General features: G+C 30.9%; 17 protein-coding genes. 15 read left to right on the top strand and 2 right to left on the bottom strand.

From position 1 onward, the window contains the following. Positions 1–3 precede the first annotated feature (3 nt). The 6 genes from DT059_RS01175 to DT059_RS01150 are packed head-to-tail and all read left to right on the top strand — an operon-like array spanning position 4 to position 5602. Positions 4–1245 carry an NAD(P)/FAD-dependent oxidoreductase gene (locus DT059_RS01175; protein ID WP_145596064.1) on the top strand — a complete coding sequence of 414 codons (1242 nt, stop codon included), beginning with the start codon at positions 4–6 and terminating at the stop codon, positions 1243–1245. After that, the gene (locus DT059_RS01170; protein ID WP_145596062.1) at positions 1246–2148 is read left to right on the top strand and encodes a DMT family transporter; all 903 of its coding nucleotides are present in this window, start codon (positions 1246–1248) and stop codon (positions 2146–2148) included. Next, complete coding sequence (locus DT059_RS01165) at positions 2141–3091, top strand: D-2-hydroxyacid dehydrogenase family protein (RefSeq protein ID WP_145596060.1); 951 nt, start codon at positions 2141–2143, stop codon at positions 3089–3091. Before DT059_RS01170 ends, DT059_RS01165 begins: the two co-directional genes overlap by 8 nt. Before the next feature lie 2 nt (positions 3092–3093). Further along, on the top strand, positions 3094–3993 hold the full coding sequence (locus DT059_RS01160) for a histone deacetylase family protein (RefSeq protein WP_145596058.1): 900 nt from the start codon (positions 3094–3096) through the stop codon (positions 3991–3993). Continuing rightward, positions 3990–4364 carry a peptide-methionine (R)-S-oxide reductase MsrB gene (gene msrB / locus DT059_RS01155; protein WP_145596056.1) on the top strand — a complete coding sequence of 125 codons (375 nt, stop codon included), beginning with the start codon at positions 3990–3992 and terminating at the stop codon, positions 4362–4364. The genes DT059_RS01160 and msrB overlap by 4 nt, the downstream gene beginning before the upstream one ends. 5 nt (positions 4365–4369) lie before the next feature. Next, positions 4370–5602, top strand: a complete 1233-nt coding sequence (locus DT059_RS01150) for a YbiU family protein (RefSeq protein WP_145596054.1) — start codon at positions 4370–4372, stop codon at positions 5600–5602. Here the strand turns inward: DT059_RS01150 and grxC are convergent. Beyond that, positions 5599–5856, bottom strand: coding sequence for a glutaredoxin 3 (gene grxC / locus DT059_RS01145; protein WP_145596052.1), 258 nt, complete (start codon positions 5854–5856; stop codon positions 5599–5601). The genes DT059_RS01150 and grxC overlap by 4 nt on opposite strands. A 3-nt stretch (positions 5857–5859) precedes the next feature. Further along, positions 5860–6156, bottom strand: coding sequence for a TIGR03643 family protein (locus DT059_RS01140; protein WP_145596047.1), 297 nt, complete (start codon positions 6154–6156; stop codon positions 5860–5862). 117 nt (positions 6157–6273) lie between these two features. Between DT059_RS01140 and DT059_RS01135 the strand changes: the two genes are divergently transcribed. From DT059_RS01135 to DT059_RS01095, 9 genes are all read left to right on the top strand, one after another. Further along, positions 6274–6888: a LysE family translocator gene (locus DT059_RS01135; protein WP_145596045.1), complete on the top strand. Its 615-nt coding sequence runs from the start codon at positions 6274–6276 to the stop codon at positions 6886–6888. Positions 6889–6975: 87 nt separating this feature from the next. Continuing rightward, complete coding sequence (locus DT059_RS01130) at positions 6976–8214, top strand: amino acid ABC transporter substrate-binding protein (protein ID WP_145596043.1); 1239 nt, start codon at positions 6976–6978, stop codon at positions 8212–8214. Between the two features lie 63 nt (positions 8215–8277). After that, positions 8278–9171 carry a branched-chain amino acid ABC transporter permease gene (locus tag DT059_RS01125; protein WP_145596041.1) on the top strand — a complete coding sequence of 298 codons (894 nt, stop codon included), beginning with the start codon at positions 8278–8280 and terminating at the stop codon, positions 9169–9171. Then, positions 9168–9350 (top strand): hypothetical protein, encoded by a 183-nt coding sequence (locus DT059_RS01120; protein ID WP_145596039.1) that lies wholly within the window; start codon positions 9168–9170, stop codon positions 9348–9350. Before DT059_RS01125 ends, DT059_RS01120 begins: the two co-directional genes overlap by 4 nt. Beyond that, positions 9337–10389: a branched-chain amino acid ABC transporter permease gene (locus DT059_RS01115; RefSeq protein ID WP_145596037.1), complete on the top strand. Its 1053-nt coding sequence runs from the start codon at positions 9337–9339 to the stop codon at positions 10387–10389. Before DT059_RS01120 ends, DT059_RS01115 begins: the two co-directional genes overlap by 14 nt. After that, positions 10386–11126: an ABC transporter ATP-binding protein gene (locus tag DT059_RS01110; protein WP_145596035.1), complete on the top strand. Its 741-nt coding sequence runs from the start codon at positions 10386–10388 to the stop codon at positions 11124–11126. The genes DT059_RS01115 and DT059_RS01110 overlap by 4 nt, the downstream gene beginning before the upstream one ends. Continuing rightward, positions 11126–11911 carry an ABC transporter ATP-binding protein gene (locus DT059_RS01105; RefSeq protein WP_023854238.1) on the top strand — a complete coding sequence of 262 codons (786 nt, stop codon included), beginning with the start codon at positions 11126–11128 and terminating at the stop codon, positions 11909–11911. Before DT059_RS01110 ends, DT059_RS01105 begins: the two co-directional genes overlap by 1 nt. Further along, complete coding sequence (locus tag DT059_RS01100; RefSeq protein ID WP_145596033.1) at positions 11911–12615, top strand: AzlC family ABC transporter permease; 705 nt, start codon at positions 11911–11913, stop codon at positions 12613–12615. The genes DT059_RS01105 and DT059_RS01100 overlap by 1 nt, the downstream gene beginning before the upstream one ends. After that, positions 12605–12928, top strand: a complete 324-nt coding sequence (locus DT059_RS01095) for an AzlD domain-containing protein (protein ID WP_145596031.1) — start codon at positions 12605–12607, stop codon at positions 12926–12928. Before DT059_RS01100 ends, DT059_RS01095 begins: the two co-directional genes overlap by 11 nt. Positions 12929–12963 lie beyond the last annotated feature (35 nt).

Raw genomic sequence — 12963 nt, 5'->3', positions numbered from 1 at the left:
TTTATGAATAAAAATCTTAAAGTAGGAATAGTTGGAGCAGGAATTCAAGGTGTATCTAACGCATTGTTTCTTCAAAAAAAAGGTTTCAATGTAACTATCTTTGACAGAGACAACCCTGGTAGCCAAGCCGCCTCTTATGGTAATGCAGGTCACTTTTCACCTTATGCATCTCTTTCTTTAAATAGAACTGATGTTTTAGCGGACGTCCCAGCTATGTTACTCAGTTCCGCAGGTCCCCTTGCTTTAAAATGGAATTATGTACCTAAAATGATTCCATGGTTTATAAAATTTATAATGAATACTTCTAAAACTAAGATGATGCATACTGCTAAAAATATGCACCAAATTTTAGATCTAGCTTTACCTGCATATGATGAATTATTTGAAGAGATAGACTTAGAAGGTTTAGTTGAAAACAAAGGAATTCTTTATATTTGGAATGATAAAGATTTAAAAAGTAGAGAATTAGAGATCAGAGTAAGGGAAGAATTAGGAGTTGAACAACAATTAGTAAATAAAGCTGAGATTCATGATCTTGAACCACATATAAAACCATTTTACCATGGAGGCGTTTATTATCCTTATGCAAGACACGCAAGAAATCCAAAAAGAATTCTTTTAAAATTATTTGATTTATTTTTGAAAAAAGGTGGAAAATTTAACAAAGTAAATATTAAAGATATTAATTTTGATGAAGAAAAGCCAGTTTTTAAAACTGAAACTCAAAGTTATGTTTTTGATAAAGCGGTAATAGCTTGTGGAGCTTTTTCAAAAAAATTAACAGATAATCTTGGTGAAAAAATACCTTTAGACACAGAGCGTGGATATCATGTTCATTTTAAAAATTGTGATCATTTACTAACTAGACCTGTAATATTTTCCAACCGTGGATTTGGAATTACACCGATGGAACAAGGTTTAAGAGTTGTTGGAACTGTAGAATTTGGCGGATTAGATAATCCATTATCTAAATCAAGAGTTAAAAATTTGATAAATAATGCCAAATATATGCTTGGTGATTTACCTGAGCATGAGGATGAGTGGTTAGGATTTAGACCAACTTTACCAGATTTTTTACCTGTTATGGGACCATCAAAAAATCATAAAAATATTTATTATTGCTTTGGGCATCATCATTTAGGATGGACTTTAGGTCCGATTTCTGGAAAGATTGTTTCAGGGATGATAGCGAACGAAAATACAAATTTAGATTTAAAACCTTATAGTTCGCTTAGATTTAGTTAAGTGACTAAAGATAATAATTTTTTAGCTTATTTATATCTATTTTTAACCGTAACTTTTTGGGCAGGTAATTTTGTAGTAGGTAAACTTGCAAGTTTTTATGAAGTTCCACCTTTTTCACTAAATTTTTATCGCTGGCTTTTTGCTTGGTTAATTTTAGCGCCTTTTACAATTCCTGAAATATTAGAGAAAAGAAACTATATAATTAAAAACTATAAGCTTTTCATTGTTTTGGGAGTTACAAGTATTACAGTATTTAATTCAATTGTTTACTATTCATTAAATTTTACTCAGGTGATTAGTGGAGTTTTAATGATTTCAACTATACCTGTGATGATTATGTTGTTTTCTTCAATTTTAAAAATTGAAAAGACAAATATTTTTCAAATTATAGGGGTAGTGTTTTCTTTTGCTGGTGTAATTGTGATTATTACAAAAGCAAATTTGGAAATATTAAAAAATTTAGATTTCAATAAAGGTGATATTACAATGGTGATAGCAATGTTTTCATGGGCATTATATTCAACATTGTTAAAGGGAAAACGATATGATTTAACTCAAATATCATTACTTCAAGTAGTAATTACTTTTGGTTTAATATTTTTGATACCAGTTTATTTTATAGAATATCAAATTGGCTTTAGGATTAATTTAGAATTACCTTTTATTTTAATTTTATCTTATGTAGTTTTGTTTCCAGGTTTGGCATCTTTTATTTTATGGATAAAAGGAATATCTATGATTGGTGCTAATCGTTCTGGTGTTTTTTTGCACCTAATGCCAATTTTGAGCGCAATAATGGCGATGATTTTTTTTAGTGAAAAATTTATGTTTTATCATATTTTAGGCGCTTGTTTTATTATGACAGGAATATTGTTATCAAATAAGAAAGTTAAAAATGCTTAAGGTCGCTATATTAGATGATTATCAAAATGTTGCTCAACAATTTGTAGATTTAGAAAAACTATCTGGAAAATATGAATTTAAGATTTTTAGCGAACCTTTTGTAGATGAAGCAGATGCAATTGATCAATTAGCTGATTTTGAAGCTTTGTTAATAATGAGAGAAAGAACTCCAATCACAAAAAATTTAATTGATAATTTAAATGTTTTAAAATTTGTAATAACAAGTGGATTACGTAATAGATCTATTGATTTAGAGGCTGCTAAGAAAAGAAAAATTATAGTTTGTGGAACAGATATAAATATCAACCCAACGCCTGAATTAACTTGGGCACTAATTCTTGGCCTGGCGAGAAACTTTAAAGAAGAGTTTGATAATATGTATCAAGGATATTGGCAAACAACTATAGGTGTAGAATTAAAGGGAAAAATTTTAGGTTTAATTGGATTAGGCAGGGTAGGCAGTGAAGTCGCTAAAATTGGAAAAGCTTTTGGTATGCAAGTAATGGCTTGGAGTGAAAATCTAAACTTAGATAAGTGTAAAGAATTAGACGTGCTACCTTGCAGTAAAGAAGATTTAATTACAAATTCTGATGTTCTTTCAATTCATGTTCAAGGAGGTGAAAGATACAAAGACTGCATTACTTTAAAAGAACTAGATAAAATGAAAAAAACAGCTTTTTTAATAAACACATCTCGTGGACCTATTGTAAATGAGGATGATTTAATTATTGCTTTATCAACTAATGTAATTGCTGGTGCAGGAATTGATGTATATGAAAAAGAGCCTTTACCTGAAAATAATAAGCTTAGATTTTTACCAAATGCATTGCTCACTCCTCACATTGGTTATGTTACAGCTGAGAATTATAGTATTTTTTATAATCAAATGATTGAAGGGTTAGAGGCTTGCGTGAATGGAAAGCCTATAAGAGTTCTAGAGTAAAAATGGAACTACCTGTTGTTAATCACGAGGATTATTTTGCTAAAATTGGTGATGATCATAAATTTCCTATTAATAAATTTGGCGAATTGGCAAACTACTTAATTCAAAATAAAATAGTAAAAAAATTTCACAAACCTTCAGCTTGCTCATTTGAAACATTAAGTTATGCACATTCAAAAAATTATATTTTAGATATTCAAAATAAAACTTTAAGTAAAGAGGGAGTAAAAAAAATTGGATTTCCACTTGTAGATAGTGTTGTACAAAGATCTTTAGTCGCTACAGGCGGTACTGTTTTAGCATCTAAACTTGCAATCAATTATGGTATTTCATGCAATACTGCAGGTGGCAGTCACCATGCGAGCTATGATGAAGGAGCGGGTTATTGCGTATTTAATGATGTTGCAGTTGCATCACATTATTTACTTAATAGAGGTCTAGCTAATAAAATTTTAATCGTTGATTTAGATGTTCATCAAGGAAATGGTAACTCAGAAATTTTTAAAAATAATAGAAGTGTTTTTACATTTAGTATGCATTCAAAAACCAATTATCCAGCAAAAAAATCAAATAGTAACTTAGATGTAGAGCTTGAGGATAATTTAGAGGATGATGCTTATATCAAAACACTTAAACATTATTTAAGTGAGTTAAATCAAGAAAATTTTGATTTTGTTTTTTATATTGCTGGTGTCGATATTCACTTTAATGACCGATTAGGAAAATTAAAAATCTCTGACGAGGGCATTCAGTTAAGAGATGAGCTAGTAGTAGAAAACTTTTTTTCAAGACGAATACCATTTTGTGGGGTTTTGGGTGGTGGTTACAACAAGGATTTCAATAAACTTGTTGAATTACATTCAATGTTACATAAATCTTGTGCTAAATATATAAGTTCATGACAAAAAAAATAAATCCAAATTTAACAGCAGAGCAAAAATTAATTTTATTTGAAGAAGGAACTGAGCTTCCAGGTTCTAGTGAACTTAATAATGAAAAAAGAGAAGGAAGTTTTCATTGTGCAAATTGTGGTGAAAAATTATTCGATTCAAAAACAAAATATGAGAGTGGTTCTGGTTGGCCTTCTTTTTATGAGTCTCTACCAGATGTGTTTGAAACAAAAACCGATCACCATTTAGGCTATGCAAGAACTGAATATCATTGTAAAAAATGTGGAGGTCATCATGGTCATATATTTGATGATGGGCCCAAACCTACAGGAAAGCGATTTTGCAATAATGGAGTATGTTTAGTCTTTAAACCTAAGGGCTAAATATTATGTTCGAAAATATTGATATTAAAAAAGTCAAAGAAGAACTCAGAAATCACTCAAAAAATTACAGAGAAAATTTTGCTAAAATTGAAAAGTATATAGAAGCTGAAATACAAGAAATATTAAATTTCAAAAAAAACAATAAATCCATAATTCCAGAAATTAGTATTAATGAAATAGATCTAAACAAAACAAGAGTAATAGAAGATATAAAAAAAAGAGGGTGTGTAATAATCCGAGATGTTTTTGAAGACAAATTTATTGAAAATTTAAATCTTCAATTAGAGAATTATATTGACGAAAATAATTATTATGAAGATCAAAAGAAGAAAGCTGATCTAGATAAATATTTTAGTGATCTTAAATCAGGCAAACCTCAAATATTCGGCCTTTATTGGTCCAAAGCACAAATAGAAATAAGACATTCAGAGCAAATGGCTAAAGTAAAAAAATGGCTTAATAATCTTTGGGTTTATAAAAATGAAGAATATGAGGTTTTTGATCCTAATAAAGAATTATCTTATGCAGATAGAGTTAGAAGAAGAGAGCCAGGGGATGATACTTTGGGACTTTCTCCTCATTGCGATGCTGGATCTATTGAGAGATGGACTGATAGTCATTATCAAAAAATTTATAGAGATATATTTTCTGACAACTTTGAAAAATATAATCCATTTGAAGCAAAATATAGGGATAAAACAATAGAGTTTGAGTCTCCTGCGGTTGCACATGTTTTTAGAACTTTTCAAGGTTGGACAGCTTTAACAGAACAAGGTCCTAATGATGGAACTTTACAATTAATACCAATTGCTAAAGCAATTACATATGTTTTAACAAGAGCATTGCAAGATGATGTTCCTGAAAATGAATTGTGTGGATCAAAACTTGGTAGAGCATTATCTGTAAATAAAGATTATCATTCATTACTTTTAAAAGGTTTAGTTTCAATTCCAAAAATGAAACCAGGTGATACTGTTTGGTGGCATCCAGACGTTATCCATGCTGTTGAAGACAAACATTCAGGAAAAAATTATTCTAATGTTGTTTACGTTGGTGCAACACCTTATTGTAAAAAAAATCTTGATTATACAATAAAACAATCAAAAAAATTTCTAGAAGGTAAAAGTCCACCAGATTTTTCTGCTGAAGATTATGAAATAAATTATAAAGGAAGAGTTAAGTTAGAAGATTTAAGTTTATTAGCAAAGAAACAATTAGCTTTAGAAAAATGGAATTAATTATTTAAAAGATCTTGAAGTTTATTTTCTTTTTCTAATGCTCTTACTTCATCATAACCACCAATATGCTGGTCATCAAAAAAAATTTGTGGAATAGTTCTTTTACCATTAGCTTTTTTAATCATTTCATCCATTGCTCCATCAACTTTTGAAATATCTATTTCATTATAAGGCGCATTATTTCTTGTTAATAATCTTTTTGCTGCCTCACAATAATTACATAGTGGGCCTGTATACATAGTAATTTTTTTCATAGACTATAGATAGTCACCTTTTTTAATTTTACTAGTTATTTCTTTTCTAGAGTATTCAAACTTTTTTCGATGTTTTATACTTTTTTGGTTTACTCTTTTTCTCCACAATCTAAAAGAGGATGGTTTTAAAGATCTTCGCATAATTTTAATTACATCAGATTCTTTCTTCCCAGTTTTTTTTTCGATTTCTTCAAAGGTTATCCTATCTGCCCAGGCTGCCCAAATGATCCAATCAGGATCGTCCATTTTGGGCTCTGGATTTTTGACGCGGGTAATCGGGATGTGACCTTTTTTTTTCATAAATCCTTTATATTTGAAAAAAAAAATTAATGCATTTTTTTTAGCCTTTGATATTATGTATAAGATAGTCCTTCTTAGCCATCTTTAGCTCCCGGTTTTTAAGGACTATCTTCTTTTATGCTCCCCCTAGATTTTATTCTTTACCTTCAAATTATAATTTTTTTATTCATCACACCTGGAACCCCTAGAATTGTAATTATCTCTTATTCAATGAATTATGGGGTAGGTAAATGTATTTGGTCAGCATTAGGTGACGTTACTGCAAACTTAATTCAGGCAACCCTAGTTATTTTTGTTATTGGATCTTTTTTTTCTGAGAATTCTACAATACTGAATGTGTTTAAATGGATAGGTATAATTTATTTATTATATTTAGCTTATGATATTTATAAATCTCGACCAAAAAGTATTTCAAACCAAGAAGAAATAAAAAAAAGTAACTTATCTTTTTTTAAAGATGGCTTTTTAGTTGCTGGCACAAGTCCTAAGGCTTGGATGTTTTTTCCTTTTATTTTCCCGCAATTTATTGATTTTAATTCAAATTTATTAGCACAATTTATAATTTTAATTACAACTTATATCGCTTTAGATTTTTTATCCTTGATTGGTTACGCAATACTTGCACAAAAATTAATAAAATGGATTACTGCAAATCCAAAAACCATTAATACAATTTCTGCGAGTGTTCTAGTAATTATTGCCTGTATTATTGTTGTAATGCAACAATATTAGATCTACACGCGGTTTTATTGTCACTTGCAATAAATTAAATTTCTTTATTTAATCAATTTATAATTAATTAATTAGAGAGGAAATAAAATGAAATTAAATAAAATAATTTTAAGTTTTGTTTCTGCATTAGTAATTCTATTTTCAACTTCTGTAGCATCCTTTGCAAAAGTTGTTGGTGATAAAATTATTTTAGGTGCTGCGATTTCCCTAACTGGTAAATACTCATCAAATGGTGTTCATACTCAAAATGGTTACAATATGGCCGTTGATAGAATTAACAGCATGGGTGGTGTTAAAGTTGGTGGAAAGACTTATAAGTTTGACATTATTTATTATGATGATGAATCAAACCCTAAGAGAGCTGCACAGCTTGCAGAAAGATTGATATCACAAGATGGTGTTGAGTTTATGCTTGGTCCTTACAGTTCTGGTTTAACTAAAGCGATTGCACCAGTAACTGAAAAATATGGTGTTCCAATGGTTGAAGCAAATGGTGCATCTAGATCTTTGTTTACAAAAGGTTACAAATATCTATTTGCTGTATTAGCTCCAGCTAACCTATATCTTGATGTTGCTATCGAAACAGCAGTTGAGTTAAATGGTGGAAAACCAGTAAGAATTGCTCAAGCGTTTGAACAAGATGCTTTTTCACAGGATGTTAGATTAGGTATTTTAGATGCTGCAGAAAGAACTGGATCTGAAATCATAATTGACGATAAATTGCCTAAAGAGCTTAATGATATGGCTGCTACTTTGGTTAAAGTAAAACAAATGAAACCAGATGTGCTTGTTGTATCAGGTCATACAAAAGGAGCATTAACTGCAATCAGACAAATTGCTGAAATGAAAGTTGACGTTCCAATGCTAGCTATGACACACTGTGATGCAGCCAAGCTATCTAAACAGCATGGTAAAAATTCACAGTATGCACTTTGTGCCTCTCAATGGCATAAGTCACTAACTTATAAAGATGACTTCTTTAAAGATGGTATGACTTACGCTGCAGACTTTGAGAAAGAGTTTGGATACGATCCACCTTACCAATCTGCTGAATCTTCAGCTGCTTTATTGGTATTCAAAGATGCATTTGAAAGAGCAAATTCTTTCGATCAAAAGAAAGTAAGAGATGCTCTTGCAGCTACTAACATGCAAACATTCTATGGAAATATTAAATTTGCACCTGGTGGTCAGAACGTTGACAAGCCAATGGTACTCTTCCAAGTAATGTGTGATGACGCTGGTAAGTGTGAAAATAAAGTTGTTGCTCCATTAAAATGGGCATCAGCTAAGTTAATTCACCCAATGCCTAAGTGGTCAGAAAGATAAAATAAAATATTGAAGCCCCCTAGTCATAGGGGGCTTTTTTTTATATAAACCAAAATACTTTTTATGGATTTTCTTGTATTTCAATACCCTATGATAACAGTTCAAGCTTGCTTGGATGGAATTCTTCTTGGAGTTTTGTTTGCATTGATTGCATATGGAATGGCACTTCAATGGGGAGTGATGAATATAATTAACATTGCACAAGGTGATCTTGTTATTTTAGGAGGATACATTGCATATTTTATGTATCTCTACGGTATTCATCCAGCATGGGGAGTAATTGTTGCACCAGTTATAATGTATTTTGTAGGTATAGCGATTTACAAACTAGTAATTAATAAAGTAGTAGATAGAGATCTATTTATCTCTATTTTAGCGACTTTTGGGATAAGTATTCTGTTCATGCAATTAATGAACTTTGCATTTGGTGCAGATGTTGTACTTGCAAACTCTGGTTACGGAACAACAATGTTGTTTGATAACAACGTTGTGTTACCTAATTCAAAAATATTTTCAGCTTTTATAAGTATTGTATTTGCTATTTGTTTAGTAATTTACATGAAAAAATCTAAGCTAGGCCGAGCTATTAGAGCTACAGCTCAAAATGCAAGAGCTGCAAAGATTTTAGGAGTTGATACAGAAAAAGTTTATGCAGCAACATTTGGAATAAATGCTGCTCTATGTGGTGTTGCTGGAGCATTAATTTCAATAACATTTACTATTCATCCTTATATGGGTTTACCATATACGATTAGATCTTTTATGATTGTGATTGTAGCAGGATTAGGAAACTTGCCTGGTGTTGCAATGTCAGGAATGGGATTAGGAGTTTTTGAGGAGTTTGCAGATTATATTTTAGGAACAGAATTTAGAATTGGTTCAGTTTTTTTATTATTGGTTTTAATCCTAGTTTACAGAAGATTTAAACTTTCTAGAAAAAGAGAGTATTTAAAATGAGAAAAGTTAAAATTAATGATAACGAGGGGAAATCTGTTGAGATTGATATAGATGAATTTAAAAGGCATTTAGATGAATATCATTCTTCAGGTTCAAGTGTTCATGATGAAGATGGCCATTATTTTACAGTAGATCAGAATTTCAGAGACAAAATCAAGAGCTTATATGAACAAAAATAATTTAATATTATACATAGGTATACTAATTTTTGGGTTAGCCGCTCCTTTTGTATTTCCAGCCTTTAAAGTCCAATTGTCAATTCTTTGCATACTAATAGTTCTTGCAATTACTTGGAATATTCAAGGTGGAGAGATGGGATATAACACTTTTGGGAATATATTATTTTATGGACTAGGAATGTATTTATGTGCCTCGGTTCAAGTAGGAATGTTTTTTCCATTAGCTGAATGGACAGAAAGTGGTGGTGAAAAAACTTTCGTTCATACGCCAACTCAATTTTTTCAAGGTATGGCTATGGGACTTGTCGTTGCCGCCGTGGTACCAACAATTGTTGCTGGCTTAATTGGATATTCTATTCTTGGACTTAGAGGACATTATTTTGCAATTTGTACATTAGGTTTGGGTGTCGCGGCGGGAGAAATTTCTGGAGGAATTGAAATTATTGGAGCAGGACAGGGTTTTACTACTCCACCTTTTCCTAATGTAGGAGGATTAGAAGCTAGAGGAGAATTTTTCTATTTTTTAAGTTTCATAGTTTTGATTCTTACATTCGTTGCTGTCAAAGCAATCTATTCTACTAGATTTAAATTAATCTTAAATGCAATCAGAGATAATGAGGATAAAGCGGAAGCAATGGGAATAGAAACAATGAAATATAAAATTATTGGTTGGATGATATCTGCTTTCTTCTGTGGTCTAGCAGGTGGAATAATGGGTGGCTTAGTTGGATACATCGACTCAACTGATGTTGCATTCGATGGAAGAGAAATGGGAGTGTTCATGGTTCTAATGGCAATATTAGGTGGTAAAGGAACTTTATGGGGACCAGTTATTGGAGCAACTGTATTTCATATATTTAAAGAAGGTTTTTGGACATTCTTTTTGGGTTGGCAATATGTTGCTTTGGGAGTTTTGATTGTTGTAATTGTAATTTATTTCCCAGAGGGAATTATGGGGTGGCTAAGAGAAAAATATCCAGAACGATTTGGAGAAGTAGTTGATGAAGCAGACCGAAAGGCACAGGTAGAAATAAAATGAGTATTCTTGAAGTGAATAACGTTAGTAAATCTTTTGGAGGAGTAAAAGCTAATGTTGATATTTCTATGTCTGTTGAAAAAGGAAAAATAGTGGGATTAATCGGTCCGAATGGATCTGGAAAAACAACATTGTTTAATTCTATTGTTGGAACTTATCCTATCGATCAAGGATCAATTAAATTTAATGGTAAGGAAGTATCAGAACTTCCAGTACCAGTTATAGCTAAACTTGGTTTATTAAGAACTTTTCAACAAACAAGAATTTATGGAAAATTAAATTGTATAGATAACATGCTTATAAGCCATAAAGGTAGCGATGAAAGTATATTAAAACTATTTTCAAAGATCCCGCAGGAATTAACTGAAAAAGCAGAAAATTTATTAAATTTTGTTGGACTATATCAAAAGAGAAAATTAAGAGCTGGGGATTTATCTTTTGGACAGCAAAAGCTTCTTGAGCTTGCTATGGCATTAATGAATGAGCCAGAAATGCTTTTATTAGATGAACCAACTGCAGGAATAAATCCTACTTTGATCAATGGAATTATAGATAGATTGATAAAAGTAAATCAAGACTTTGGAATTACTCTTTTAGTTATTGAGCACAACATGAGAGTAATAATGCAATTAGCAGAGAATATTTTTTGTTTAGCTCATGGTAAAATGTTAGCTAATGGTTCTCCAGATGAAATTAAAAATGATAAGCGTGTTATCGATGCTTATTTAGGGGCTCAATAATGTCAAATCAATATGAAGTTTTAGGTAAAGCTCCAACACCAGAAGATTTAAAAAAACTGTCTCCAAATGAAATTCATTTAACAATTAAAAATTTGAGTGCTGGTTATGGAAAAATGGAAATTTTGCATAACTTTGATTTATTTGTAAATAAAGCACAATCACTATGTTTAATTGGCCCAAATGGAGCAGGTAAATCTACAATACTTCATTCAATTTATGGTTTTACAAATATTTTTTCAGGTCAAATAGAAATAGATGGAAAAGAAATTACTAATCTAACACCAGCTGAAAAACTAAAGTCAGTTGGTATCGCATACATTTTACAAGATAATTCAGTTTTTCCAGACATGACAGTCGAAGAAAACTTATTAATGGGTGGATATATTAAAGATAAAACAGAAGAATCATTTCAAGAAGCAGAAAGAATTTTAGAAAAATATGAAAGATTAAGAAATAGAAGAAACCAGCCTGCAAAAGTACTATCGGGCGGTGAAAGAAGATTATTAGAAATATCTAGAGCTTTAGTTATGAAACCATCTGTATTATTGGTAGATGAGCCATCAATTGGTTTAGAACCAAGATACATTGATATGGTGTTTGAAATTTTGAGAGACCTTCAACAGAATGAAAAGAAAACTATAATTCTAGTTGAGCAAAATGCCAAAAAAGGTTTAGAGTTTGCAGATATAGGATACGTTTTGGTATCGGGTCAAACTGCAATTGCCGGCAAAGGAGATGAGTTATTGCAAAATCCAGATGTCGGTAGACTATTCCTTGGCGGTTAATGATTAATAAAAAAATTTTCTTTAAAGGATATAAATCAATTTTAGCACATGACAGTCCTGCAATTGCTTTAGGATGTTGTTTTATTGCTATTGGAGCACTTCTTAAAAATTTAGGATTTAATATTCAGGAAAGTATTTTTTCAACAATGTTGACTTATGCTTTGCCAGGATCTTTAGTTATGGCGGAGTCTTTATTAGTTGGAGCATCACTATTAAATATTTTTTTAGCTGTTTGGTTTGTAAATGCTCGTCTATATCCAATGGCTGTCTCTCTATTTCCATTAATGATGCATAAAAACCAACCAAAATGGAAATATTATTTCTCATGTCATTTTATAGCTGTATCCGCTTGGTTGATTATGAAAAGTAATTACAAATCAATCCCTAAAGAACAAAGAATTGATTATTGGATAGGAATAGGAAGTGCCACTTGGAGTGTTGCTGTCTTAGGTACATTTCTTGGTTTTTATTTTTCAGAATTTCTCAATAAAGAAATAATGATGGGTTTAGCAATTTTAAATCCTATTTATTTTTTATGCATGATGGTTGGAGCATCTAAAACAATTCAAATTACACTTTCAGTGTTGTTAGGGTCTATATTAGGACCAATTTTTTATTTTTTTTCACCAGAGTGGTCAATTTTATTAGGAGGTGTAGTAGGTGGAACAGCAGCTTATCTTATTGGAGAAATAAATGTCAGTTAGTGTAGTTTATGCAATTTTGGTTACTTCACTTGCGACTTTTTTATCAAGGTTTCTTGGAGCTGTAAGTTCTCAAGGAATAAAAGAAACTTCAAAAATTTTTAAATGGTTTAATTGTTTAGCCTATGCAACTTTAGCTGCTTTGATAGCAAGAACAATCATTTTTCCTGTAGGAGTTTTAAATGAAGCAGGATATTTATTAAGACTTACTGTTGTTATCTTGTCGCTGGCAGTGTTTTTTGTTTCAAAAAAAAATTATGTATATCCAACAATTTTTTCTGCAGTGTGCATGGCTGTATTAGCAAGTTATTTTTAAATAAAATTGATTTATTATTTAAGTTAACCTAAAAT

It is taken from the genome of Candidatus Pelagibacter sp. FZCC0015 (genome assembly GCF_007833635.1).
GTDB lineage: Bacteria > Pseudomonadota > Alphaproteobacteria > Pelagibacterales > Pelagibacteraceae > Pelagibacter.
Note: the sequence above shows the minus strand (reverse complement) of the source record. Positions and strands in the feature narration are given on the sequence as shown.